Origin of the sequence: Neofamilia massiliensis (assembly GCF_001299475.1) — a bacterium.
Lineage (GTDB): Bacteria > Bacillota > Clostridia > Tissierellales > Peptoniphilaceae > Neofamilia > Neofamilia massiliensis.
Genome location: NZ_CYUJ01000003.1, coordinates 832,369 through 858,442, shown reverse-complemented (window position 1 = coordinate 858,442; position 26,074 = coordinate 832,369). Strand labels below are relative to the sequence as shown.

The window sequence follows — 26,074 nt, the reverse complement described above, 5'->3', positions numbered from 1 at the left end:
AAATAGATAGAATTTTTATGAAAGAGGAAAATTATGACAAATACTATCTGTGCCATTTCTACCATGGTTGGTAGGGCTGGCCTTGGAATCGTCAGAATGACTGGTGACGATTCACTAAATATTTTACAAAAAGTCTTTTCCAACAAAAAAGACCTTAAAAATAGACAAATGACCTATGGTCATATTATAGATGGAGACAAAACTGTAGACGAAGTTCTAGCAGTATATATGGAAGGACCAAGGACCTACACCTGTGAAGATGTAGTAGAAATTTACTGCCATGGGGGCATCGTTGCAGTTAGAGAGGTACTAAATACTCTTTTAAAAAATGGCGCCTCCCTAGCAGAGCCTGGAGAATTTACTAAGAGGGCCTTTTTAAACGGTAGACTGGACCTAACTCAGGCGGAGGCAGTCTTAGACCTAATTGATTCAAATACAAAAATGGCCTATGACAACTCTTTAAAACAACTTGAAGGCTCCCTTTCATCAAAGGTTGGAAAAATCCACCATGACCTAATAACAGTTTTAGCCTCAACTATTACAGAAATAGACTTTCCTGAGGATGAAAATGACACTTTAACCAATGAAGAAAAAGTTTCCTTGTTAAGAGAAATTTTAGATGAGATCGGCTCTTTAATTAAGTCAGGTCAAAGAGGCAAGGTCCTTAGAGAAGGAATTAAAACTCTAATTATTGGCAGACCAAATGTAGGCAAATCTTCTCTTTTAAATGCCCTCTTAAAAGAAAATAGGGCCATAGTAACAGACATACCTGGAACAACTAGGGACACCATTGAAGAAACCCTAGACCTTGACGGCCTTGCCCTGTCACTAATAGACACAGCAGGCATTAGAGACACAGAAGACCAAGTTGAGCAAATTGGAGTAACTAAGGCCAGAGAAGAAATTTCTCAAGCTGACCTAGTTTTAATTCTCTTAGATGGATCAACTGGCTTAAATGACGAAGACTTAGACATTATAAAGGCAGCTGCTGACAAGGAAAAAATCTTAATTATAAACAAGGTAGACCTAGGCCAAAAAATTGATAAAGATGCCCTAAAGGACTACAGGGTCTTAGAAACATCTATTAAGGAAAATAAGGGCCTAGAAGATTTACAGGACCTAATTAAAGACTTGTTTTTTGATGAAAAAATTTATTCTTCATCTGAGTCTTATGTGTCTAATATTAGGCAGCTAGACCACTTAAACAAGGCCTATGACTATTTAAATTCAGCTATTTCAGACCTTGAACAAAATGTCTTCTTAGACCTAGTTGAGGTTGATCTTAATCTCTGTATAGAAGAATTAGGAAAAATTACTGGCCAAAGTATTGGCGAAGATATATTAGATAGAATATTTTCAGAATTTTGTATTGGAAAATAGGTGACGAAATATGAAAAAAATTAAAGATTATATATATGGGGACTATGACCTAGTAGTTGTAGGTGCAGGCCATGCTGGAGTTGAAGCTGGCCTAGCAGGAGCAAGACTTGGTAAAAAAACTGCCCTTTTAACTATAAACCTAGATGGCATTGCCCTACTTGCTTGTAATCCAAATATTGGAGGAACTGGCAAGGGACACTTGGTCCGTGAAATTGACGCTCTAGGTGGAGAAATGGGCATAAACACAGACAAGACCTTTATCCAATCAAAAATGCTTAACAGCTCAAAGGGACCAGCAGTCCACTCTCTCAGGGCCCAAGCTGACAAAAGGGCCTACCATGAAGAAATAAAAAAAGTTTTAGAAAACACAGAAAACCTAGAACTAAAGGCAGCAGAAGTTGTTGACCTGCTTATAGAAGATGGCAAAGTCACTGGCGTAAGAACCTTAAACGGTGGAATTTACAGGGCCAAGGCTGTAATTGTAGCAACAGGTACCTACCTTGGAGGCAGGGTCTTTATAGGAGAACTAAACTACGAATCTGGTCCAGACGGCTTAAAGGGAGCATCTGACCTATCAAAGTCAATGGGCAAACAATTTAAGCTTAGGAGAATGAAGACAGGAACTCCAGCCAGGGTCCACAGAGACTCAATAGACTTTTCAAAAATGGAAATCCAAAACGGCGACGAAGAAATAGTTCCATTTTCCTTTATGAACTTTGACAAAAAATTTGATATGGACCAAGAGCCTTGTTATTTAACCTATACAACTGAAAAGTGCCATCAGATAATTAGTGAAAATATTAACAGAGCTGCCATGTATATTGGAGATATTGAAGGAGTTGGGCCTAGGTACTGCCCTTCCCTAGAAGACAAGATTACCCGTTTTCCTGACAGAAACAAGCACCAGGTCTTTATTGAACCAGAAGGCTTAAATACCAAGGAAATGTATATCCAAGGAGCCTCCTCTTCCCTAGCTGAAGAAGTTCAAAATATGTTCTATAAGGAAATTATTGGCCTAGAAAACTGTAAAATTATGCGCAGTGCCTATGCCATTGAATATGATGCCATAGATGCTAGAAATTTAAAGCTAAGTCTTGAAGATAAGGACATTGAAGGCCTTTACTTTGCTGGCCAAATTAATGGATCATCTGGCTATGAAGAAGCAGCAGCCCAAGGACTTATGGCAGGAATAAATGCAGTTTTAAAATTAGATGGCAAGGACCCACTGATTTTAGACAGGTCCCAGGCCTATATAGGAGTTCTAATTGATGACCTAGTAACTAAGGGAACTGATGAGCCTTATAGGATGATGACATCACGAGCTGAATATAGGCTAACCCTGCGCCAAGACAATGCCGACATGAGACTAACTCAAATTGGCAGAGACATTGGCCTAGTAACTGATGAGAGATACGAAAAATATTTAAAGAAGAAAGAACTTTTAGAGACAGAAATGGCTAGACTTGAGTCTATTAAAATTACACCAAGAGAAGATATTCAAAAGTTTTTAGCCTCACAAAACTCAGCAGACTTAAAAACAGCTCTTTCCCTGGCAGAACTAATTCGTAGACCTGAACTGACCTACGACTCAACTGCCCCAATAGATCCAGAAAGACCAGTTTTACCAAAGTCTATTACTAGAGAAATTGAAACAGAAATAAAATACGAAGGTTATATTAAAAAACAAAGTATACAAATTGGCCAATTTAAAAAACTAGAAAATAAAAAAATTGACCATGTAGACTTTGATGATGTAAAAGGCCTATCAAACGAATCTAGACAAAAACTAAAAGACTTTAGACCAGAATCAATAGGCCAAGCGTCAAGGATAACAGGAATATCCCCAGCAGATATAAATGTTTTATTGATATATTTAGAACAACAAAGGAGAAAAAATGCCTAAAGAAATTTTAGAAAAAGGCTTAAAAGACCAAGCTATTGATCTTAATATAAATTATCAGGACTTTGACAAGTTTTACCAACTACTAAAAGTTGGAAATGAAAAAACAGATCTTACTAATATAATAGAAGAAGATGAAGTCTACTTAAAACACTTTCTAGACTCCCTATGTCTTTTTAAGATAAAAGAATTTTATGGAGCTAAAAAGCTTGTGGACCTAGGAACAGGAGCTGGTTTTCCAGGAATACCCTTAAAACTTGCTAACCCTGATTTGGACATTACCCTTCTAGATTCACTAAATAAAAGACTAATATTTTTAGACTCTGTAATAGAACAAATGGACCTAAAGGATATTCACACCCTTCATATGAGAGGCGAAGAAGCTGGTAAAGATTCAAGACTAAGAGAGACTTATGATTTAGGTACTTCAAGGGCTGTTTCTAGACTTAATATGCTAGTAGAACTTGCCCTACCCCTTATTAAAGTTGGCGGATACTTTGTAGCTATGAAGGGAAAAAACGTTGACGAAGAAGTTGCTGAAGCCACAAAGGCTATAGAAACTCTAGGAGGTCAAATAAAAGATCTTATAAAATTTGACCTTTCTCAAGATGACAACCAAAGGTCATTAGTAGTTATAAAAAAAGTAAAACCATGTCCAAAGAAGTATCCTAGAAACTTTGGACAAATAAAAAAGAAACCACTATAAATGTTTCACGTGGAACAAAGTAGGAAGATAAAATGATTATTAGAACAATAATATACCTAGCAATATTACTTTTCTTCATCTGGGATATAAAAAAAGATCCAAAAGCTTTTAAAAAATATATATTCCCTATAATAGGAATAACATATTTTGCTGGGACTCCATATTTTTTAAATATTGACGACAGAGTCCAGTTGACTATAAAGGTTATAACAACACTAACCCTTATGTTTTACCTTTGGTCTTATTACAAGGACTTTAAAGTAGAAAGATTTAGAGAAAAGAAAAGACAAAGAGAAATTAGAGATAAGCTCAGAGAAGAAGAAAATCAACTTATACTTGAAGACCTTTTTCAAGCGAAAAACGAAGCTCTTAAAAGCAAGTCATCATCATATGAAATTACTCTAGACATGCCAAAGACAATAAGGCAAATAAAAGGACAAGTATCTTTATTTAAAAATTCTACGGAAGAATTCATCGACGATGACTATCAAGAAGATTACAAAGAAATAAATAAACCTAAACAAGAAGTTTTAGACAACCAATTAGACATATTTAATTTAAGTAAAGAAGACTAATGTTTCACGTGGAACATTAGTCTTCTTTTTAAAAACAAAACAAAATGTTTCACGTGGAACATTAGACGGTAAAATCTATTAAATATAAATTTTTACTGTTAACTTAAAGAGTCTTCTATGATAAAATAAGATGTGAGGTGAAAAATGGGAAAAGTTATAGGAATTTTTAATCAAAAGGGTGGAGTTGGTAAGACAACTACATCTATTAACTTAAGTGCAGCCCTAGGTAGAAAAAAACAAAAAGTCTTATTAATAGACATGGACCCTCAAGGGAACGCAACATCAGGTTTTGGTATTAATAAGAACCAACTAGATTTAAATGTCTATGACCTTATCCAAACTAGAGCTACAGCTGAGGATATGACAGTAACAACTTCAGCGAAGAATGTAAATTTAATAGCTGGGGGTATTGATTTAGCAGGATTAGAAATTGAATTAGCAGAAAAAGATGATTGGCCTTTTAGGCTTAGAGACGCTATAGAAGCGATAAAGGATACCTATGACTTTATAATTATAGACTGTCCTCCTTCTTTAGGTATTTTGTCTTTAATGGCACTAGTTGCTTGTAATTATGTAATTATTCCAGTTCAATCAGAATTTTATGCCTTGGAAGGAACCAGTCAGCTTCTAGAAACAATTCACATGGTACAAAACAATTATAATCAAGACCTAGAGATTTTAGGAGTTTTAGTTGTTATGCACGATGCTAGAACTAGATTGGCCACAGACGTATTTGATGAAATAAAGAGAGTATTTTCTGACAAGGTCTTTAAAACAATTATATCGAGAAATGTAAGACTAGCAGAAGCTCCATCTTATGGCCAGGCAATTTTTGACTATGATTCACTATCAAAGGGGGCTTGGAACTACAAGGCTTTGGGAAAGGAAGTATTAAATAGGGTGAACGGCGATGACAAATAAAAAAGGCGGCTTAAAAAGAGGGTTAGACGTTTTTATAAAAGACAAAGACAACTTAGAAGACCTTATTAAGCCACAAAAAAAAGATCAAGTAATAGACCTTGATATAAAAGATATTACTGCAAATGAAGACCAGGCTAGAAAGAGCTTTGATCCAGATAGGCTTAAAGACCTGGCTAAATCTATTGAAAGCTATGGAGTTATCCAACCTATAATTGTTAGAAAACTAGATGATAAATATGAGATTATAGCAGGAGAAAGGCGATATAGGGCCTCAAAGCTTGCTGGAAAGAATACAATACCAGCAATAATTAAAGACTTAGATGACTTTCAAAGAGAAAAGATTTCTCTAATTGAAAATGTTCAAAGAGAAGACCTTAACCCGTACGAAGAGGCCTTGGCCTATAAGTCAATTATTGAAAAATATGAACTCACTCAAGAAGACTTAGCTAAGGGCTTGGGAAAGTCAAGACCATATATATCTAACACAATTAGACTTTTAAGGCTAGATGACAGGGTTTTAGAACTTTTAAAAGATGGAAAAATCTCATATTCTATAGCAAGGGAGCTATTATCTATCCAGGACAAGGATGCCCAATATGAAAAGGCTTTGGAAATAGTTAAAAACAGTCTGACAGTTAAAGATTTGACCCAAAAGAAAAAGAAAAAAACCAAAGTAAAAAAGACCAATATCTTTTTAGAAGAAATAGAAGAGAGATTTATAAATTCTCTAGGGACAAAGGTAAAAATAGACGATGACAGGAAGGTTATTTCAATAAATTACTATGACAATGAAGACCTTCAAAGACTTATAGAAATAATAGTAGGTGAATGATGCAATACAATTTTTTTAATATAGAAATCCTCGGAGAGGAAAAGCTTAAAGGAGTGGGTATACCTGTTATAATTGACAGTGGAAGTAGCCTAACCGACGAGCAAATGCAAAATACAGCAAAACTATTTAATGCGTATAGGACAGTATTTATAAGGTCTTCAGTATCTGACGACTTGGACATGAGAGTTTTTTCAGCTAAAAAGGAAATGTTCGACTGCTTTTACGCAGAAGTTGCTGCAGTTTATAGCCTGATAAAATCTTCCTTTATTAGAGAAATTGAAAAAGGGAAGAAGGAAATAAAAATAAGTGACCCAGAAAACACATCTAAGGTATCAATCTCCTACAAGGACATGAAAACTGTAGGAGTAAGTCACCAAATAGACCTGCCTCAAGTAAATATAGAAGAAAAAGATAATTTAAGTACCAAAGAAGTATTTATAGAAACTACAGACAAAAAATTTGCAAGCAAGGTAATTTTTACTGAAGACCCACTAGAATTTTCTAAACTTAGAAAAGAACTTAGCGGTCCATCTGCTTTAAAAGAAGATAAATTATTAGTCCACTACGACAAAGAATTTAAAAATGTATTCTTTTATGTAAGCAGGTCTATAAACTCTAAAGACCTAGTAGACTCAAGACACCAACTAGGTTTTATAGTGAAATACCTTTTAGAAAGAGGTATAGAAAGAGAGGACATAAAGAACATTTGTCATCTACTAAATTCAGGCCAATACTCAATTATGGAAACAACAATTGACAAAGAAGAGTTTCATGTAAAAATGAATGCAAGAATCTTTGCAGAAGGAATTTTAAATATATAGGAGGATTAAATGTTAAAGGAACTTAAAGTAGAAGAATTTGTTAATCTTACAGCTTCAGGCGAACCAACACCAGGTGGTGGCTCAGTTTCAGCCCTAGCAGGATCAATAGGATCAGCCTTAAACTCAATGGTTTATAACCTTACAAATGGCAAAAAAGTCTACAGAGAACTAGATGAAGAAGCTAGGCTAGAACTTGATAACACAGCTGAAAAAGTTGTAGACCTTACAGAAAAACTTATAGTAGCCATGGAAGACGACACTAAGGCCTTTGATGGAGTAATGGAAGCCTTTAAAATGCCAAAAGAAACAGACGAAGAAAAAAAGGCCAGGTCAGCAGCAATTCAAGAAGGCTACAAAAAAGCCATGGAAGTACCACTACACACTGCTAAACTTTGCCTAGACTCATTAAAACTAATGAAGACCATGGCAGTCCACGGCTCAATTAATGCCATCTCAGACGTTGGAGTAGGCTGTCTATTAGTATACGCAGGCCTTGAAGGCTCATTATTAAACGTAAGAATTAACCTAAACAGTATAAAAGACGAAGCTTATAAAGAAGCTGCCTACAAAGAAATGGCAGAACTAATGAACACAGCCAAAGACCTAAGAACAGAAGTAATGGAAATAGTTTACGACAGAATGTAAAAATTGAAGTAAACATAGAAAAGAAAAGCCCTAAGCTAGAAGATCATCAGCCTAGGGTTTTTTGATAAAGAAAAAAATTATAATCCAGAGTTTACATAATAAAAGATTAATTGGATTTATATTTATTAAACTATATTAGTTGAAACAACAAACAAATTTATATTATACTAAAGAAAAGTATGGAGCTAAAATATAAATGGAGTTGATAAAATGACTGAGAATTTAGTCCTTGGAAGGTTGAGAGAAGTAGATATTAGATCTCTTTGGGCCCATGAGCAATATGATTTTTCAAATTGGTTGTCTAAAAAAGAAAATATAGAACTTTTAAATGAGACAGTAGGTTTAACTCTTACAGAGATAGATAAGGAAGTTTATGTCGGCTCATATAGATGTGATCTGCTGGCAATAGATGAGACTACTGGCATCAAAATCATAATTGAAAACCAATTAGATTCAACAAATCATGACCACTTAGGGAAAATAATAACTTATGCATCAGGTTTAGATGCAAATGTTATTATTTGGATAGTTAGAGAAGCTAGAGAAGAGCATAAGAGTGCTATTGAATGGCTAAATAATAATATGGTTAAAGATATTTCTTTTTTTCTATTGGAAATAAAAGCCTATACTATTGGAGATTCACTTCCAGCACCTATGTTTAAAGTAATTGAAAAACCAAATGATTTTATAAAATATAGCAAGACAATAAAAGACGGAGAGCTATCAAAAGCAGAGGCTGAAAGACTTAATTTTTGGACAGAGTTTAACCAATATTTAGTAAACAATGGCAAGCCTTTTAATATTAGAAAGGCTACAACTGACCATTGGTACAATATAGCTGTAGGAACAAGTGAAGCTCACATAAGCATTACATTAGTCAATAAAAATAGAAGTATAGGAGTTAAATTATATATTAATGATAATAAAGATTTATTCGATGAACTGTACGCCGATAAGGATGAAATAGAAGCAAAAATTGGCCTTACTTTGGAATGGCAAAAATTAGATGACAAAAAAGCTTCTAGAATTATTTCTTATATCAAAGGGTTGAATTTTAATAAAAAAGATAATTATCCACAATTAATGGGTGAAACTGTAAATAGAGCTTTAAAATTTAGAAATGTATTTTCAAAATACTTATAGGAAGAACTACCTAACAAGGAGACTTTATGATTAAATATATACTTTGGGACATTGATGGGACCCTACTTGACTTTTCTCTGGCTGAGGAAAAGGCCTTAAGGGCTAGCTTTAAAGAGTTTGACTTGCCTTGGCCAGGGCAAAAATTTTTAGAAGATTATAGGAAAATCAACAAGGAATTTTGGGAGAAATTAGAAAGGAAAGAGCTTGAAAAAATTCAAGTTTTAGAGGGAAGATTTTATAAGGCCTTTGATCTTTATAAGCTAGACACCTCCAGTATTCCAGCCTTTAATAAAAGCTATCAAAAGCACCTTGGCTCAGTGGCTGCCTTTAGTCCCTATGGCTTAGAAGTGGTCTTGGACTTAAAGAAAACTTATAAGCAATTTGCTGCCACCAATGGGACTATTACCGCCCAAAAGGGTAAGTTAAAAAAATCTGGCCTAGACCAAATCCTAGATGGTATTTTTATTTCTGATCAAATAGGCTATGAAAAACCGGATCCAAGATTTTTTCAAAGTGTCCTAGACCATGTAGGAGACTCGATCCCTGAAGAATATATAATTATAGGCGACTCTCTAACATCAGATATGAAGCTGGGAAAAAACTGTGGCATAAAAACCATATTCTACAATCCAAAAAACCTAAAGATAGACAAGGATCTTGTAGACTTTGAAATTAGTGATCTTAGACAAGTTAAAAGTCTAATAGAAAAAATTAATAAAAATAATTAAAGACAAAAGCAAAAAGGCCCTCTAAGTTTTCTTAGAAGGCTTTTTATATATTAAAATTTAGTTAAGCTAGATAGTTTCAAGTCTAAAATTTAGGCTGTTTAATTTTTCAATCATTGCCACATATACGTCTACAGCCATAGACAGAGTGCCTTCATCAAAGTCAAAGGACTCCTTATGGTGGCCAGCTTTTAAGTCTGAGCCAAAAATAAAGTGGATGGCCCTGCCTCCATTTTCTTCAACCTTATTTAAAAATATACTTACGTCTTCGCTGGCATTAAATTCTGGCCTTAAAAGGACCTTAAAACCTCGAGCCTTTAAATAGGTCCCACATTGGTCTACAAAATCTGGATACTTAGTAGAAAAACTTTGAGAGTAGCCTACTGGTCTTAGGTCATAAGTTAATTCATAGGCCTTTGCTGTTCCGTCAACCATAGCCTTTAACCTTTTGGCCAGGTCTTCTATGTCGTCATTGTTGTCTGCTCGAATTTCTACCTTCATTGAGGCCCTAGGAGCAACAACATTTCTCCCAGTCCCTCCACTAAGGACTCCAACATTAACCCTAGAAGCATTCTTGTACTGGCAAAGACTGTGAAGACCTAGAGTCAAGGCAGCTGCTCCTAAAATTGCAGACCTACCTTCTTCTGGCGCCATTCCAGCATGGGCTGCCCTACCAAAAAGGTCAATGTCATAACTTTGAGAGGCTAAGATTTTTTCTGTTCCTACCCCTAAAACACCAGATTTTAAACCCATACCTAAATGGCCTGCAAGGATATAGTCAAGGTTATTTAAAAGATCTAAGTCTTTCATTGAAAGGCCGCCTCTAACCCCTTCTTCTGCAGGCTGAAAAATCACAACAAATTTTCCACAAAGAAGGTCCTTGGTTTCTACAATTTTTTGGCAGGTATTTAAGGCTATGGCTATATGGCCGTCATGACCACATGCGTGAACGGCAAATGAATTTTGGCTTCTAAAGTCTTCCTTGTTAGGCCTGTGGTTTTTGTCTTTACTTTCTTCAAAATTTAGGGCGTCTATATCTGCCCTTAGGCCTGTAACTGGACCTGGTCTACCAGTATCAAAAATCCCAACACAACCAGTATAGCCTTGAAGAATTTCTGATATATCAAAATCTATGTCCCCTAAATCTAAAGATTTGACATAAGCATCTAGCAGACTTTTATCTCCTAGGCCTAGTCTTTGACCGTGGATTTTTTTGCCATAAAGTAGGTCAAAACCTAGGTCTTTTAAGTATTTAATAATTTTTATTGTAGTTTGGACCTCCATCCAGCCAGGTTCGGCAATTTTATGAAAGTCCCTTCTTAGGACTTTAATATCTTCCATTTGAGTCTCCTTATTTTAATAAGTATTATGTAAAAGATTAGGCCAGCTTACCAGCCTAGATCCTATTTATTCTTTATCCATAGTAATTTTTTCTTTTAAGAAAGTTCCTTCTCTAAGATCCCTATGGGCCTGGTCAATTTCCTCTTGGGTGTTCATAACAATTGGTCCAGGAGGCCAGGCTACAGGCTCTTCTACTCTCTTTGAAGAGAAAAAGAGTATAGCCACTTCTTCTTCCGATTTATTTTCAATCACTAACTTATTGCCTTCATCTCCAAGCAGGCCTGCAGCAAAGCTTGGAATTTCTTCTCCTTCAACATAGGCTCCTCCAATTAAGGCAAAAAGAGTAACTGAGTCGTCCCCTTCAAGGTCAATTTCAAAGCTGGCGCCAGGATTAATGTGAACATCTAAATAAGTTACAGGCTTGTAGTCAGACTGAAAACCTTGAAAATTCTTGTAAGTTCCTGCTAAGAGTCTTACATATCCACCATCAAAGGGGATTTCTTCAATGTCAGAAATATTGTGGTAGGCAGGGTGGACCATTTTGTCCTTGGCCTTTAAATTTAGCCAAAGTTGGACTCCTAGTAAATAGAGTCTTTCAGGAATCATCTCTTCGTGTAAAATTCCAGACCCTGCAGTCATCCACTGGACACCGCCATCATTAACGGCATCTTCATTGCCTAAAGAGTCTTTGTGGACCATAGTGCCCTTGTAGACATAGGAAATTGTCTCTATACCCCTGTGAGGGTGCATAGGAAAGCCTGCAGTATAGTCGTCAGGATTGTCTGATCTAAAGGCATCTAAAAGCAAAAGTGGGTCAGCATCCTTTAAAGTTCTTCTTGAAAGAACATGAACAAGAGATACTCCAGCCCCGTCAACTCCTGGTCTACCTATAACAACTTCTTTTAATTTTCTATTCATAAAAACCTCTTTAGTTCTAGTGCTATAAATATTATTTGCCCTTAAAAAATCTAAATAAACAAGGCTAACTTTAGACCAAGATGTCAATTAAAGTCTGCATATCAGCTGGTAGAGAAGCCTTAAAAGACATAGGCTTTTTTGTAAAAGGATCTAAAAACTCAAGCCCTTCAGCATGTAGGGCAGACCTTCCTATCAAGTCTCTAGATCCACCATAAAGACTGTCCCCTAAAATCGGATGGCCAAGGTAGGCTAGGTGGACTCGAATTTGGTGAGTTCTGCCAGTTTCAGGAAAAGCCTTAATTAGAGAATAGGCCTTAGAAGAAAAAACAGGGACCAATTTCGTCCTAGCACTTTTTCCCCTAGGATCGACAGTCCTTCTCATTTTTAAATCTTTTCCATCTAAAATATTTTTATCTACAAAAATTTCTCTTTCAAAAGCTCCTTCAACCAAGGCAAAATATTCTTTTTTGACCTTGCATTCTATAAAGGACTTAGCCAGCTGTTGTTGAAAAAGTGGATTTTTCCCAACAAGAATAAGACCTGAAGTTTCTATATCCAGGCGGTTGACTAGGTGGATGGATCTGGAAATATTATTTTTCTTATAATAGCCAGTGAGTTTTCCATAGAGGGTTTGGTCTTGGCGGGAAAAAGTTGGGTGGACAGCAAGGCCAGCAGGCTTGTTTACTAGAAGGAAATTTTCATTTTCAAATACAATATCTAAGTCAGCTGAATCTTCAACATAAGGGTCTGGATTTTCGTCCTCATAGTAGATTTTAACCAGGTCATTTCTCTTTAAGGATCCAAAATGAGGAGGGTCCATTTCATTAACCCTTATTAAATTTTTTCTATAAGCATTCTTAACAAACCTATCAGACAAACCTTGGTCCTTTAAAAAAGAAAAAAGACTACAAGGTTTTTCAGTTTTAAAGGCTATATAATCATAGGAAAAATCATAAACATTCATAAACTACTCCTTGTATAAAAACATTTTATCACAAAGCCTGGAGAAATATTTTATAAAAACATTTATATTTGCTATACTATAATAAGAAGAAAAATTTTAGGAGGAAGAATGAAAAAATTTATTTCATGGAATATAGATTCGTTAAATGCAGCCCTTACTAGTGACTCAAATAGGGCTATAATGTCAAGAGAAGTACTAAATACAATAAAATCCTATGACCCAGACCTTATTGCCATCCAAGAGACCAAACTTCCAGCCAAGGGACCTACAAAAAAGCACCTAGAAATCCTAGAAGAACTTTTTCCAGCCTATGACCACGTCTGGACATCATCTAGAGAAGGAGCTAGAAAGTCCTATGCAGGCACAATGATTTTGTACAAAAAATCCTTCCAACCAATAATTACAGTTCCTCATATTTGTGCCCCAGACCCAATGGACCTAGAAGGAAGAATGTTAACTTTAGAATTTGAAGACTATTACTTTACAACAGTTTATACTCCAAATGCTGGAGATGGCCTAAAGAGACTAGCAGAAAGACAAGAATGGGACAAGTGCTATGCCAACTACCTAGCAGACTTAGACAAAAAAAAGCCAGTAATAGCAACAGGAGACTTTAACGTCGCCCACAAAGAAATTGACCTGAAAAACCCAGAAACCAACAGAATGTCTCCAGGCTTTACAGACGAAGAGAGAGAAGGCTTTACTAACCTTTTAAACAAAGGATTTACAGACACCTTTAGACAAATCCACGGAGACGTAGAAGGAGCCTACACTTGGTGGGCCCAAAGAGTTAAAACATCTAAAATCAACAACTCAGGCTGGAGGATAGACTACTTTTTAGTAAGTGACAGGATTAAAGACCAAGTAGTAGAATCAAAAATGGTAAACTCTGGAGACAGGCAAGACCACACTCCTATCCTATTGGAAATAGAAATCTAAAAAATCAAAAAGCAAAAAGAGATAAGTAAATTTCTACCTATCTCTTATTTAATAGCAAGACAAATGATAACAACTATCAACAAAGCCAGTGTTTAAGCCACTTGTAAAGGGTTATAAATGTTATATAATAGTAGTATAATAAAAAGAAAGAGGTAAGTATAATGAAAAAACTAAAAGGAACAAAAACAGCTAGTAATTTAATAACAGCCTTCGCAGGAGAATCTCAAGCAGCACAAAGATACACACTATCTCAACATATTGCTGACAAAGAAGGTTACAAACACATAGCAAAAGTTTTTGAAGAAACAGCTGACAACGAAAGAATTCACGCCAACACACTTTACAAGTACTTAAAAGAAGAATTTGAAAACGAAGCAATAGAACTAAACCCTGACTATACAGCTTTTCCAGTAGTTTTTAAGGACACAAAACTTGCCCTTAAAGGCGCTATTGATGGCGAAAATGAAGAAGCTGAATCTATGTATCCAGAATTTGCAAAAATCGCAAAAGAAGAAGGCTTTGACGACGTAGCAAAGACTTTTACAGAAATAGGAGAAGTAGAAGAACACCACAGAGACAGATATAAAACTCTTCTAGATACTCTAGAAGCAGGAGAAATGTTTAAAAAAGACGAAGAAACAATTTGGAAATGCCTAAACTGTGGCTACATCCACGAAGGCAAAGAAGCTCCACAAGTATGCCCTGCATGTAAACACCCACAAGGATACTTTATGGCAATAGGCCTAGTAAAATAAAATATTAGAAAATAAGACATTAAATCCAAGAAACCTGACCTAGCATATAGGCCAGGTTTTTTTACTAAAATTTAACCTTAAAAATATTTAACTATGTTATACTAAAAAAATGGAGGTTAAAATGAAAAAGACTTTAAAAATACTTACAGCTATAGCTTTAGTCATTGTCCTAGTATATATATTTGCATTTTTTGGCAATCCTCTTTCTAGGCTCCTTGCTGAAAAATCTGCTGATAAATATATAGAAGAGACTTATCCGTCTTATGATTTTGAAAGACAAAGGGCCTTTTATAATTTCAAAGATGGTTATTATAAAGTTAAACTTCAAGACAAGGCTAGCGAGGATACAGCCTTTAGCCTGTCTTTTGACTCTTTTGGTAGACTTCAAAATGATAGCTATGACTCAATACTATTTAACACCTATACTAGATTTTTTATGGCTCTTTATTCTTATGGAGACGACCTAAAAGAAAAAAATAATAAGCCTTATGATATAAGCTTAGACATAGCTGAAGGTGAGGACTATGAAAATACTTTAAGTCTAGACCAAGAAGTAGATCTTGAAAATTTCCCCTTTAAAATAATTGCTACAGCTAGGGCCTACTCCAAAGAACCTAGCCTAGACCAGTGTATGAAAATTCTTCAAGACCTTGACAGCCTTTTAATGACAACTAACTTTGAGCCAGCAGATTATTCTGTAATCTTAGTTCCAGAGGCAAATAAAACTGCAGATAGTGACGCAGAGTCTTGGGCTAATTCTGTTTCAGTTTTTAATGTGCCAGTAGATCTAGTTAGGGCAGGAGATTTGGAGGCCTTAGAAGATCTTAATAACCTTCAACAAGGGCCAAAAGAAGACTAAAAACCCCAGATAAATTTTAATATTTTGAAATAAATTTTACTAGCGCTGTAAAATAGACAATTTTTTGACAAGTATAGGGTCCCTTGTTATAATGGTAGTCGGCGCCAAAAAATAAAGGAGAAATTGGCCCAAATTATTAAATAAATCTGGGAGGATATTAATGAAAAAACTATTTTTAACCCTAGCTCTTATGCTAGTATTAACATCTTGTAACCAAGAAGCAGCAAAAGAAGAAAAACCTGCAGAAGAAAATGCAGTGGTAGCTGAAAACCAAGAAAACAAAGAAGTAGAAGTAGCAGAAGAAGGAACAGAATCAGAATTCATCGCAGGACTTGACAAGTCACTAATCAGTGAAGGCGAATTAGAAGTAGCTAAAGAAATTGATAGCGAATTTACTGGAAACTTTGTTATTTTCTTTAACGCAGAAACTTGTGAATTTACTTTAAAACAAAGAAACGACACAGACTACAATCTTGTAGCTGATGAAGTTAAGGCCCACACTTATGGCGAAGACGCTGATAAAACTGACTGGAATGCCTTTGTAGAATCGCTAGTAGCAGCTTCAAAGACCTATGAAGGCAAGGAAGACACTAGACAACCAATTATTAAAGTTCTAAACCCATTTTATGCAAAGAACGTTCTTGTAGTAGTTAAAGACGGAGAAGTTCTTTACGACTTTGCAACAGAAGAAGCAAAAGGAGATGCTGGTAGAGAAGGAATGGCTCTAGAAGATAGCTTAGACCTTGTAAAATAAATAAAAATTTTTAGCGGTAGACCTAGTCTGCCGTTTTTTTTGTGGTAAAAAATCATATTTAAGGTTAATTTAAGCCTTAGCTAAGGGGCTAGTAAGCTTGATCTCCTATAATGTCCTTGAGGTGATCAAATGGAAGTTAAAAATTTAAATAAATCTTTTGGATCCAAGATTCTCTATGAGGACTTATCTTTTAAAGTAGACCCTGGGAAGATTTTTGCCCTAATTGGACCTAATGGAGTTGGAAAAACAACTTTAATGAAATTAATTCTAGGCTGGGACAAAGACTATTCAGGTCAAATTCTAATTCCTAATGGACTTAGCCTGGCTTATTCTCCTGAAAGTCCTGAATTTCCAGAATTTTTAAGGGGAGATGAACTTTTAGACTTTTTTATTGGCCTTAGAAAATCTAAAGAAAACTCCAAAGACCTTATGGACCTTCTTGGCCTAGACCCTAAGTCTAAGACCCAGATAAAAAATTATTCCAAGGGAATGAAACAAAGGCTAGGAGTGGCCCAGGCCCTAGTAGGCGACCCAGACATCTTGCTTTTAGACGAACCAACAGCTGGCCTTGACTACTTTGGCCAAAGGCTAATGGCAGACCTTTTTAAAAGGCTTAAGTCACAAGGAAAGACCCTTATCCTCAACTCCCACCTACTTTTAGATGTAGAGCAAGTGTGCGACCAGGGCTTAATTATTATGGGGCCAGGACTTTATCAGACTTTTGACCAAGTAGATTTTAAAGAAAAATCTCTAGGACAAATGTTTATGGACCTAGCAGTAGAAAAAAATAGAAAGGACCAAGACCATGAATAATTTTCTAAGACTTAAATTGAGAGAAGGCAGACAAAAGTCTAATTTCCTAGTATTTGGAATTTTAGGCTTTCTTGTGACGATTATTGTTTCCTTTATGACCTTTTCCACCAACCAAAACTTTGATATAAGCTCTGACTATGCCCAGTACGGCTTTCAATGGAAGGTCCTTAGCACCCTAGCAGCTATAGGAACTGTTAGCCTTTGTGCCCCAAGTGTAAAAAATCACAAGGCTGGATATTTTTCAAACCTTCTAAGCCTCCATGGCCTAAAGAAAAAGGACCAATACCTGGGATTAAGCCTAGCTAATATACTGACTTCCTTTCAAATGGCAGGGGTTTTAATTTTGGCATTGGCTCTTTCTCTATTTATAAAAAAACCTCAAACTAGTCTAATAAACTTTATTCTCGCCATAGGAGTTTATCTTTTGGCTGTAGGGTCTGTAGCCATCTTCACTACAATTCTAAGCTTTTTTATAAGTCCCTTGGCCTTAAATCTTCTTGGAGTCCTTTTAGTTTTTCTAGGGGCTCTTCAAGGAGTCTTAAACATAGTTTTAGGCAACTTAGGAGGAATTTTTCCTAATACTCTAAGAACTTTGCTCAAGGCCCTGCCACCGATTTCAACCTTTGGGACCCTAGCTAGAGACTTGTTTTTCGGAGAATTTTCCTCTTGGAACTTACTTTTTTCTTCTGTCTTTTATATTTGGACTCTTGTAGGTATCCTTGGGTTAATAATTTATGGGGTGACAAAAAATGAAGACTAAAATTATCTATATTCTAGCGGGGATTTTGCTTATTAGTGGACTTTATATGACTAGGCCTAAGACCATAGACCCTGAGAACCTGGCAGCAATTGAAAAGGTCAGATCCTTAGATGGGGATAGCCTTTATGTGGGTTTTGAGCCTGCCAGCTACCCAGTTGACGTCAACTATGGAAGTGTTGAATATAGCTTTAATAAAGGAGAAATCACTAGCCAAGATCCCCTTTATCCCTTGGCACTTTCAGCTATAAATACAGACGATGGGCCTCATATAAAAGTTTTGCCAATAAAGGACTTTAGAAATCTTCTAGGCCTGGAAAGCAAGTCCAAAGAGTCCTTGGAAAACTCCTATATAGCCATGCTGGCCCACGAGGCCTTTCACTGCTATCAAATGGACCATGGTCTAGAAGACGACGATTTTCAAGAAGGTCAAGAAGAAAAGAACCAGGCAGAATTTATGGAAATCTTAAATAGATTAGACGATGACCAGGCCTACCAAGACTTTTACCTAAATTACCTAGAAGGCCTAGTAAAATATAGAGACAGAGGAAACAAAGACCTTTACCTGTCAGCAAAAAAAGACCTAGATGCCTATGTAAAATCTATCTTAGACCAGGATAAATATACTATCTACAGGAAAAACTCTGCTATAATGGAAGTAGTTGAAGGCTCTGCCAGATTTGTAGAAAATAAGGTCCTAGACCTTAAGGAAGAAAAGAGAAATGGTGAATTTTCTAGAATTTTTCCCAAGAACACAAGCAAGTTCTATATGGCAGGTGCCTTAAAAGTAGAAATTTTAGAAAACCAAGGCAGGCTAAAAGACCTGACCTTTGACCTAAGCAAAAGCTTAGATGATTTTATGGAGTAGACTTATGGAGAAAAAAATTTTACTAGTTGACGATCAAGCAGACATTAGGGACATAATGAAACTTTACTTAAATAATTCAGGCTTTGAAGTTCTAGAGGCTGCAGATGGCCAAGAGGCCTTAGACATTTTAGACCAGGAGCAAATTTCACTTATGGTCCTAGACATTATGATGCCTAGGGTTGACGGCTTCCAGCTTATTAGAAAGTTAGGGAAAGATAGGTCCTTTCCTATAATCTTTCTATCAGCTAGAACAAAGGTAGAAGATAAAATCCTAGGCCTAAATCTTGGCGGAGATGACTATATGGAAAAGCCCTTTGATCCAAGTGAGCTAGTTGCTAGAGTTATGGCCGTTCTTAGACGCTGGCCTCAAGGTCAAACTGAAAACTGCCAAATTAAAAATGGCAATTTAACCTTAGACAGGGAAAATAGGTATATCTACAAGGACGGGGAGAGACTAGACTTGACAGTTAAGGAGTACCTGCTTTTAAAGAAATTTATAGAAAAACCAGGCAAGGTCTTTACCAAGCAGGAAATCTATGAAGATATTTGGGAAGAGCCTTATATTTACGCCGACAACACAATTATGGTCCACATATCCAAGCTTAGGGAAAAAATTGAAGTAGACCCTAAAAACCCAAAAATAATAAAGACCATAAGAGGCATTGGCTATACTATGGAAAGGTACTAGACTATGACAAATTCCAAGACCTTTAAAAAGACCCTGAGTTTTATACTAGTTTATATGATTTTTTCTCTGACCATCTTTATTGGATTTTTTGCCCTAAATTTTTATCTAGGCAAGGGGACAAAAATTGCAGAGACTCTTCCAAAATCCAAAAACCTAGACTACCAAGAAATAGACTGGGAAGGCTTAAATAAAATACAGGGCTACGGACTATTAGTTGACTCGGATGGCAATATTTTAAAGTCCTTTAACAAGGATCTTAGTGGAAGAATAGACCTTTTTCAAATCCTCGGCTACAGTAATTACGAAAACACTGACACAAGCCTATTTTCCTACGATACAAGTACAGGGAACAAGCTTCTATTATTTTTTCCTAAGACCAATGTATCCTTAAATCCAACAATAAATATAAATTCCGTCATTCCAGGTGGCAACCTAACTGTAGCTTTGTTAGCCCTAACTTTTTTAGGAATTTATATTTTAGGAACCTACCTATTAATAAAAAAACTAGGCAGGTTTTTTCAAGCAGAACAAAAAAGAGCCTATATGGAAGAGCTAGAAGAAAAAGACAGGCTTTTTAGGGGCCTGGCCCACGATATGAAGACTCCACTAACTGCAATTATTGGCTACAACCAAGCCCTAGAAGATGGCCTTATTCCAAAGGACCAAGAACGAGCCTATTATGAAAAAATTCAAAAGTCGGCCTATACATTAAAATCGAGACTAGACGGGCTTATGAACTTTGCCTCCCTAGGAAGTAAAAAATCTTATGAGTTAAGAAGGGGAGACATCCTCGAGACCATAAGAAGGTATATAGGAGATACCTATGCCTACTTTTCAGATGCAGGAGTTTTGATAAATATAGACTTTGACGACCAAGAAAGTTTTTACCAGGACTTTGATCCAGACCTAGTAGACAGACTTTTGCAAAATATTCTCCAAAACACCATAGACCACCAAGAAAAACCAGTACAAATAAACATATCCTTTAAGGACAAGACCCTATTTATTAAAGACACAGGCAAGGAAATTCCCAAAGACATGTGGGAGACCATCTTTGAACCTATGGTAACAGGAGAAGACTCTAGGACAGGAGAAACAAACAGAGGCCTAGGCTTAGCCAACGTAAAGAGAATTTGCCAAATCCACAACTGGCAAGTCTCCTACAATGAAAATGGCTTTCAAATAAAATTTTCTTAAAGATAAAAATACAAATTTTAGAAGCTGGGAACTAACATGGCTTTTTTCTTGTTTTTTAAGAAAGATTACTTTAAAATTAATTTAGAAACTTTAAGGAGGGCTTATGAAAAAACCACTAATAGGACTAACAGGAAACTTTTTAAAAGACGATAAATTTTTCTCTGACCAAGGAGTTGGAGCTAGGGGCCAGGCTTGGACAGCTGTAGCCAATGACTTTGCCCAAGTAATTATTAAGGCAGGCGGCATCCCACTAATTATTCCAATAAATGCAGACAAAGAATATTTAAAAGATGTAGCTGATTTAATTGACGGCCTTGTTCTAACAGGAGGAGCAGACTTAGACCCACTTTTAGCAGGCCAAAGACCAATAAAAAACCTTGGAAAGATTTCTCCAGAAAGAGACCAGTATGAAATGGACCTTTTAGATTATTTCTACAAGGAGACTAATAAGCCAATATTTGGAATATGTAGGGGCATGCAACTTTTAACAGTTTACTTTGCTGGGAAATTAATTTTAGATATTCCATCAGCAGGTGAAGGCTATGATGACCACAGTTTAAATAGCAATTACAGCTGGGCCTATAGCCATGAAGTTAGCCTAAAAGAAGATTCAATTTTTTATGAAATCTTAGGAAAAAAGAGAATTTTTGTAAACTCCTTCCACCACCAAGCAGCAGCTGATCTTCCTTCAGGCTTTATCCTAAGTGGCCAGGCAGATGATGGCATAATCGAAGCTATGGAATACGAAGACTTAAACGAAAGATTTATTATAGCAACTCAGTGGCATCCAGAAATGCTGGGAATAAAAGATGAGGACCAAGAAAAACTTTTTTCTTATTTTATAAATAAGTGCAAGTAAAAACTAAGAAAGCAGGAAAGATTAAATTTCTTGCTTTTTTCTTTTTTAAGCCAGTTATTTTATTGATAAGTGGCCATCTTTGATATAAGATATTGTTAAAGATATATTTTAAAAATTAGACGAGGAGATTAAGATGAAATATGGAATTTTAGGGGCCATGGAATCAGAAGTAAAGATGATTTTAGCCCATATGGAAAATGTAAAAGAAGAAAAAATTTCAGGTTTTACTTATTATCAAGGGACCTATAAAAATAAAAACCTAGTTGTAACAGAATGTTCAATAGGCAAGGTGAACTCAGCCCTATCAAGTCAAATTATGATAGACAACTTTAAGCCTGACTTTATTATAAATACAGGAATAGCAGGTGGTCTAGACAGTCGTTTACAAGTTTTATCTCTAGTAATAGGAGACAAACTTACCTTCCACGACTTTGACCACAATATATTAAAAAACTATTTTCCCTACCAAGAATACTTTTATGCAGACGAGAGAGCAGTAAAAATTGCTGAAGAAATTGCCAGAGATGAAAACATCCACCAAATAACAGGGACAATAGTAACAGGAGACCTTTTTGTCGAAGACTCAAAGAAAAAAGACCAACTTCTCAACGACTACTCAGCCCTTTGTGTAGAAATGGAAGGAGCAGCAATAGCAAATACTGCCTTTATTAATGACCTGCCATTTATTGTAGTTAGGACAATTTCAGACCTAGCAGATGACGGTGGCTCAATGACCTACGACGAATTTAAAGTAGCAGCCTCAGACCACTCAGCAAAAATAGTTTTAAACCTAGTAGAAAGACTTTAGGAGGGAAAAATGTACTACTGTGCCCAATGTAAAAAAACTACATGTAGAACAGACGGAGAAGACTACCCAAAGACTTGCCCAACCCTAGAAGGAGAAAAGCTCGAAGAAATAAAGAAAATGTACAAGGATCCTCTTGATGGAAAAGTCGCCTACCATGCAGCAAAGACAGAAAAAGAAGGCTACGGCAGGCTAACTAGAGTAGAAGAAACAATTATGTTTTTTAAAAAAATGGAAGTTAAAAAAGTTGGCCTGGCCTTTTGTGGCGGCCTAATGGAAGAGGGAAAAATCCTTGCAGACATTTTAACAAAAAACGGCTTTACAGTAAGTTCAGTAATGTGTAAAAACGGCTCAATAGAAAAATCTTTTATGGGCCTAGAAAAATCTGACTACCTAAAGCCAGACACTAGAGAAGTAATGTGTAACCCAATTGGTCAGGCAGAATTTTTAAATTCCCAAGAAACAGACTACAACTTACTTTTAGGCCTTTGTGTTGGCCACGACTCTCTATTTTTAAAACACTCAAAAGCCCTAGTAACAGTAATAGGAGTCAAAGACAGAGTCCTTTGTCACAATCCAGTAGCAGCCCTTTACCAAGCAGACAAATACTATAAGGACAAACTTTATCCTCCAACAGATAAAAAAGAAGAAGACAGCTAAAAATTTTATGAAAGAAAAGCCTAAGACTTTTCAACAGTATTATTTGCTAAAACTGTGTAAAATTAGGGACAAAAACACTTATCCCCAAAAGCTCTGACTTATCCACAGGCTTCTTACTTTATCCCCAAAACCTTGAAAGACCAAGCCTTAAAGAAATTCTTAAAAAAATGGAAAATTTTAAATTATGAAAAGTTCTTTGCAAAAAAGCGTGTAAGCGAGAATATTACTAGTTTTAAGCTCAAAGAACTTCTAAGAATAAATAAATTTATTCAAGAAAAAGAAAAGTAAAAAAGAAAGATATAAAAAGCTTAAAAATTTGGAGCCTGAAAATCTGGGGAAAACTGTTGATAACTGTGGATAATTGTTAAAAAAGCTAATAAATAAAATTTTCGTAAAAAAAGTCCAATACAAGTTATTTATTATTTGTTTTATGTTAGAATAAAGGAGCTTAAAGATCAAATATTGGAAAACTCTATTTTAATTTTCAAAGACTTAAGTAAAAGAAAAACAAATGAAAGACTAGTTTTTTCTAAAGACCAGAGAGAAAAACTACTAGCAAATCTTTCAAAAGAATCAAAGCTTTACCACAAAAAATTTGGTCATGGCAAAATGATAAAAATTGAAAATGACCTTATCTATATAGACTTTAATGGAGAGGAAAAACTTTTTTCATATCCCCAAGTCTTTGTTGAGGGCTTTATTAGTATTTTAGATTAGGAGTGGAAAATGAAAAGCAGTGAACTATTTAAAAGTGAAGATGTGAAAAATCTTATTCTTCCAGTTACAATTGGCTCAGCCCTACTGGCCTTAGGCCAAAACTTTTTCTCGATGCCTTCAGGCCTAATATCTGGAGGGGTTAGTGGCCTTGCCTTAATGGCAGAATATTCGCTAGGCATAAAATCAGGGATAGCATATTTTATAATGAACATACCAATGGTACTTCTAGCCTTAAAGAAATTTAATTTAAGATTTACCCTGTATTCATTTTTATCAGTAATAGTATTTACAATTGTTCAAACCCTAACAGCTCCCTATATTCACATTCTTCAAATTAACGATTTAATGTTAAATTCAATATTTTCAGGAGTTGTTCGTGGTATAGGAGCAGGTATGGTCTATAGGGTAGGATCATCAACTCTTGGCTTTGACGTTATTGGCGCTATAACTAGAAAGGCCTTTAACATTTCAGTTACTAGCCTAAATAAATTAATAGATGGAGTTATATTAATTTCATCTGCCTTTATTTATGGAGTAGAAATTTCCCTTTACACAATAGTTTCCCAATACATTTTATTTACAATAGCAGATAAAATAATGCTAGGAATTGGCGAAAGAAAAAATGTAATGATAGTAACAAGAAAGCATGCAGAAATAACAGAGGCCATTTATCAAAGACTAAACAGGGGCGTAACCCTTATTCATGCAGAAGGAGCCTTTTCTAAAGAACCAATAAAAATGGTCTTTACAGTAGTTTCTTCTAGACAAATAGCAAGAATTAGAGAGATAATGGCAGAAATAGATGAAGAAGCCTTCCTAACAATAACTGATTCAAGTGAAGTTAAAGGAAACGGCTTTAGGGATTTAGGATAATGAGCGAAATAATAAAAGTAATAATATTGTCCTTTGTAGAAGGGATAACTGAATTTTTACCAGTATCCTCAACAGGACACTTAATTTTAGTAAATGAATTTGTAAAATTAGAACCAGAGGCCTTTTCCAACGCCTTTAATGTAATAATCCAACTAGGGGCAATTTGTGCAGTAATCCGCCAATATTTTTACAAACTAAACCCTTGGGACCTTGGAAAAATTTCTTTTAATACAGATATGAAAGATTATGAACACCTAACATTTTCCAACAAGGCAAAATTTAGATTTAAAAACTACCACAAACCAACAATGAGACTTTGGATCAAGGTAGTCCTAGGATTTTTGCCAGCCATGGTTTTAGGTTTACTTTTTGACGATATTATAGATAAGTATCTATTTAGCCCAAAAGTTGTAGCAACTGCCCTAATCTTTTGGGGGATAGTAATAATTTTAATTGAAAAGAGAAAAGACAAAAATATTACTGCAGAAAAACTAGGAGACTTGACTCCAGCCCAGGCAATAAAAATTGGATTTTTCCAATGTCTGGCTATGATTCCAGGAACATCTCGTTCAGCAGCGACAATAATTGGAGGTTTAATGACAGGAGCCTCAAGGACAGTTGCAGCAGAATTCTCTTTCTTCCTAGCCATTCCTACTATGCTAGGAGCAACAGTTTTAAAAATATTTAAGCTTGGGACTTCTTTTACTAATAGTCAGTGGCTATTAATTCTTCTAGGATCAATTTTATCCTATTTAGTAGCAGAATTTGTTATAAAAACCTTTATGAACTTTATTAAGTCCCATGACTTTGTAGCCTTTGGAATATACAGGATTATAGTAGGTATTTTGGTCTTTATATTTATTCATTGATTAAACATTTGAATTTCACAAAAGAATAATAGAATCAAAATAAGAGGTGAAAAAAATGAGTAAAATTTTAGTAGTAGACGACGAAGAGAGAATAAGAGACGTCATAAAAACATATGCAAAATACGAAGGCTATGAAGTTGATACAGCAGAAGACGGCCTAAAAGCAATAGAACTAGCAAAAGAAAACGACTATGACTGTATAATCATGGACATAATGATGCCTAACTTAGACGGATACTCAGCTCACCAAGAAATAGCTAAAATAAAAGACATACCAGTAATAATGCTATCTTCTAGAGGAGAAGAATACGACAAGTTATTTGGTTTTGAAATTGGCATAGACGACTATGTAGTAAAGCCATTTTCTCCAAAAGAACTAATGGCCAGAGTAAAAGTAGCCATAAAGAGAAACTCAAACGAAAGAAAACCAAACAAGAGCTGGAAAAAAGAAGGCCTAGAAATAGACCTAGAAGGCCATGTAATCTACGTAGATGGCAAACAAGTTTCAGCAACACCAAAAGAATTTGAGCTTCTAACCTACTTTATCCAAAACGAAGGCAAGGCCCTATCAAGAGACCAGCTTCTAAGCTCAGTTTGGGGCTACGACTTTTTCGGCGACGACAGAACAGTAGACACCCACATAAAAATGCTGAGAAACACAATTGGCCAATATAGAAAATTTATAATCACAGTAAGAGGAGTTGGCTATAAATTTGATTCCGAAAATCCAGAAGAAAGATAAAAAAATTAAATCAGAAATGGTAAAGGGAAGTATTCTAAATCGTATTTG

The 26,074-nt window shown here is 35.5% G+C and carries 29 protein-coding genes; 26 read left to right on the top strand and 3 right to left on the bottom strand.

Annotation, left to right across the window (positions count from 1 at the left end; translation table 11 throughout):
- The first annotated feature begins 33 nt into the window (after positions 1 to 33).
- The 10 genes from mnmE (at position 34) to BN2667_RS08430 (ending at position 9,651) form a co-directional block, all read left to right on the top strand.
- Positions 34 to 1,380, top strand: a complete 1,347-nt coding sequence (gene mnmE / locus BN2667_RS08475; RefSeq protein ID WP_054252889.1) for a tRNA uridine-5-carboxymethylaminomethyl(34) synthesis GTPase MnmE — start codon at positions 34 to 36, stop codon at positions 1,378 to 1,380.
- Positions 1,381 to 1,390: 10 nt separating this feature from the next.
- Positions 1,391 to 3,283, top strand: a complete 1,893-nt coding sequence (gene mnmG / locus BN2667_RS08470; RefSeq protein WP_054252888.1) for a tRNA uridine-5-carboxymethylaminomethyl(34) synthesis enzyme MnmG — start codon at positions 1,391 to 1,393, stop codon at positions 3,281 to 3,283.
- Positions 3,276 to 3,986 carry a 16S rRNA (guanine(527)-N(7))-methyltransferase RsmG gene (gene rsmG / locus BN2667_RS08465; protein WP_075967915.1) on the top strand — a complete coding sequence of 237 codons (711 nt, stop codon included), beginning with the start codon at positions 3,276 to 3,278 and terminating at the stop codon, positions 3,984 to 3,986. The genes mnmG and rsmG overlap by 8 nt, the downstream gene beginning before the upstream one ends.
- Positions 3,987 to 4,018: 32 nt before the next feature.
- Positions 4,019 to 4,561 (top strand): hypothetical protein, encoded by a 543-nt coding sequence (locus tag BN2667_RS08460; protein ID WP_054252887.1) that lies wholly within the window; start codon positions 4,019 to 4,021, stop codon positions 4,559 to 4,561.
- A gap of 144 nt (positions 4,562 to 4,705) precedes the next feature.
- Positions 4,706 to 5,482: a ParA family protein gene (locus BN2667_RS08455; RefSeq protein ID WP_054252886.1), complete on the top strand. Its 777-nt coding sequence runs from the start codon at positions 4,706 to 4,708 to the stop codon at positions 5,480 to 5,482.
- Positions 5,472 to 6,314 carry a ParB/RepB/Spo0J family partition protein gene (locus tag BN2667_RS08450; RefSeq protein WP_054252885.1) on the top strand — a complete coding sequence of 281 codons (843 nt, stop codon included), beginning with the start codon at positions 5,472 to 5,474 and terminating at the stop codon, positions 6,312 to 6,314. Before BN2667_RS08455 ends, BN2667_RS08450 begins: the two co-directional genes overlap by 11 nt.
- A complete protein-coding gene (locus BN2667_RS08445) occupies positions 6,311 to 7,135 on the top strand; it encodes a PhzF family phenazine biosynthesis protein (protein WP_082380237.1) in 825 nt (274 codons plus the stop codon). Before BN2667_RS08450 ends, BN2667_RS08445 begins: the two co-directional genes overlap by 4 nt.
- Positions 7,136 to 7,144: 9 nt before the next feature.
- Positions 7,145 to 7,780, top strand: a complete 636-nt coding sequence (locus tag BN2667_RS08440; protein WP_054252883.1) for a cyclodeaminase/cyclohydrolase family protein — start codon at positions 7,145 to 7,147, stop codon at positions 7,778 to 7,780.
- A 210-nt stretch (positions 7,781 to 7,990) separates the two neighbouring features.
- Entirely contained in the window at positions 7,991 to 8,923 is a 933-nt protein-coding gene (locus BN2667_RS08435; protein ID WP_054252882.1) for a DUF4268 domain-containing protein, read from the top strand.
- Positions 8,924 to 8,949: 26 nt separating this feature from the next.
- Complete coding sequence (locus tag BN2667_RS08430; protein ID WP_054252881.1) at positions 8,950 to 9,651, top strand: HAD family hydrolase; 702 nt, start codon at positions 8,950 to 8,952, stop codon at positions 9,649 to 9,651.
- Positions 9,652 to 9,717: 66 nt separating this feature from the next.
- On the opposite strand, the gene BN2667_RS08425 is transcribed toward BN2667_RS08430, so the two are convergent.
- The 3 genes from BN2667_RS08425 to BN2667_RS08415 form a co-directional block, all read right to left on the bottom strand.
- On the bottom strand, positions 9,718 to 10,989 hold the full coding sequence (locus BN2667_RS08425) for an amidohydrolase (protein WP_054252880.1): 1,272 nt from the start codon (positions 10,987 to 10,989) through the stop codon (positions 9,718 to 9,720).
- Between the two features lie 66 nt (positions 10,990 to 11,055).
- On the bottom strand, positions 11,056 to 11,907 hold the full coding sequence (locus BN2667_RS08420) for a pirin family protein (protein ID WP_054253023.1): 852 nt from the start codon (positions 11,905 to 11,907) through the stop codon (positions 11,056 to 11,058).
- A gap of 70 nt (positions 11,908 to 11,977) precedes the next feature.
- Positions 11,978 to 12,871, bottom strand: a complete 894-nt coding sequence (locus BN2667_RS08415; RefSeq protein ID WP_054252879.1) for an RluA family pseudouridine synthase — start codon at positions 12,869 to 12,871, stop codon at positions 11,978 to 11,980.
- Positions 12,872 to 12,979: 108 nt separating this feature from the next.
- On the opposite strand from BN2667_RS08415, the gene BN2667_RS08410 reads away from it, so the two are divergent.
- The 16 genes from BN2667_RS08410 (at position 12,980) to BN2667_RS08335 (ending at position 26,026) form a co-directional block, all read left to right on the top strand.
- Positions 12,980 to 13,810: an exodeoxyribonuclease III gene (locus BN2667_RS08410; protein WP_054252878.1), complete on the top strand. Its 831-nt coding sequence runs from the start codon at positions 12,980 to 12,982 to the stop codon at positions 13,808 to 13,810.
- A 161-nt stretch (positions 13,811 to 13,971) separates the two neighbouring features.
- Entirely contained in the window at positions 13,972 to 14,565 is a 594-nt protein-coding gene (gene rbr, locus BN2667_RS08405) for a rubrerythrin (protein WP_054252877.1), read from the top strand.
- 121 nt (positions 14,566 to 14,686) lie between these two features.
- Complete coding sequence (locus BN2667_RS08400; protein ID WP_054252876.1) at positions 14,687 to 15,424, top strand: YfjL-like protein; 738 nt, start codon at positions 14,687 to 14,689, stop codon at positions 15,422 to 15,424.
- A 160-nt stretch (positions 15,425 to 15,584) separates the two neighbouring features.
- Positions 15,585 to 16,178 (top strand): hypothetical protein, encoded by a 594-nt coding sequence (locus BN2667_RS08395; RefSeq protein WP_054252875.1) that lies wholly within the window; start codon positions 15,585 to 15,587, stop codon positions 16,176 to 16,178.
- A gap of 129 nt (positions 16,179 to 16,307) precedes the next feature.
- Positions 16,308 to 16,991, top strand: coding sequence for an ABC transporter ATP-binding protein (locus BN2667_RS08390; RefSeq protein ID WP_054252874.1), 684 nt, complete (start codon positions 16,308 to 16,310; stop codon positions 16,989 to 16,991).
- Positions 16,984 to 17,751, top strand: coding sequence for a hypothetical protein (locus BN2667_RS08385; protein WP_054252873.1), 768 nt, complete (start codon positions 16,984 to 16,986; stop codon positions 17,749 to 17,751). Before BN2667_RS08390 ends, BN2667_RS08385 begins: the two co-directional genes overlap by 8 nt.
- Positions 17,741 to 18,616 carry a hypothetical protein gene (locus BN2667_RS08380; RefSeq protein ID WP_054252872.1) on the top strand — a complete coding sequence of 292 codons (876 nt, stop codon included), beginning with the start codon at positions 17,741 to 17,743 and terminating at the stop codon, positions 18,614 to 18,616. The genes BN2667_RS08385 and BN2667_RS08380 overlap by 11 nt, the downstream gene beginning before the upstream one ends.
- Positions 18,617 to 18,620: 4 nt before the next feature.
- Positions 18,621 to 19,304, top strand: a complete 684-nt coding sequence (locus BN2667_RS08375) for a response regulator transcription factor (protein WP_054252871.1) — start codon at positions 18,621 to 18,623, stop codon at positions 19,302 to 19,304.
- A gap of 3 nt (positions 19,305 to 19,307) precedes the next feature.
- Positions 19,308 to 20,501: a sensor histidine kinase gene (locus BN2667_RS08370; RefSeq protein ID WP_054252870.1), complete on the top strand. Its 1,194-nt coding sequence runs from the start codon at positions 19,308 to 19,310 to the stop codon at positions 20,499 to 20,501.
- Between the two features lie 103 nt (positions 20,502 to 20,604).
- Complete coding sequence (locus BN2667_RS08365; RefSeq protein ID WP_054252869.1) at positions 20,605 to 21,360, top strand: gamma-glutamyl-gamma-aminobutyrate hydrolase family protein; 756 nt, start codon at positions 20,605 to 20,607, stop codon at positions 21,358 to 21,360.
- Positions 21,361 to 21,493: 133 nt separating this feature from the next.
- Positions 21,494 to 22,168, top strand: a complete 675-nt coding sequence (locus tag BN2667_RS08360) for a 5'-methylthioadenosine/adenosylhomocysteine nucleosidase (protein WP_054252868.1) — start codon at positions 21,494 to 21,496, stop codon at positions 22,166 to 22,168.
- A gap of 9 nt (positions 22,169 to 22,177) precedes the next feature.
- The gene (locus tag BN2667_RS08355; RefSeq protein WP_054252867.1) at positions 22,178 to 22,825 is read left to right on the top strand and encodes a DUF1847 domain-containing protein; all 648 of its coding nucleotides are present in this window, start codon (positions 22,178 to 22,180) and stop codon (positions 22,823 to 22,825) included.
- A gap of 462 nt (positions 22,826 to 23,287) precedes the next feature.
- Entirely contained in the window at positions 23,288 to 23,542 is a 255-nt protein-coding gene (locus BN2667_RS08350) for a hypothetical protein (protein WP_054252866.1), read from the top strand.
- A 9-nt stretch (positions 23,543 to 23,551) separates the two neighbouring features.
- Positions 23,552 to 24,415 (top strand): YitT family protein, encoded by an 864-nt coding sequence (locus BN2667_RS08345; RefSeq protein WP_054252865.1) that lies wholly within the window; start codon positions 23,552 to 23,554, stop codon positions 24,413 to 24,415.
- Positions 24,415 to 25,284 (top strand): undecaprenyl-diphosphate phosphatase, encoded by an 870-nt coding sequence (locus BN2667_RS08340; RefSeq protein ID WP_202903570.1) that lies wholly within the window; start codon positions 24,415 to 24,417, stop codon positions 25,282 to 25,284. The genes BN2667_RS08345 and BN2667_RS08340 overlap by 1 nt, the downstream gene beginning before the upstream one ends.
- Before the next feature lie 55 nt (positions 25,285 to 25,339).
- Positions 25,340 to 26,026: a response regulator transcription factor gene (locus BN2667_RS08335; RefSeq protein ID WP_054252863.1), complete on the top strand. Its 687-nt coding sequence runs from the start codon at positions 25,340 to 25,342 to the stop codon at positions 26,024 to 26,026.
- Positions 26,027 to 26,074: the final 48 nt, after the last annotated feature.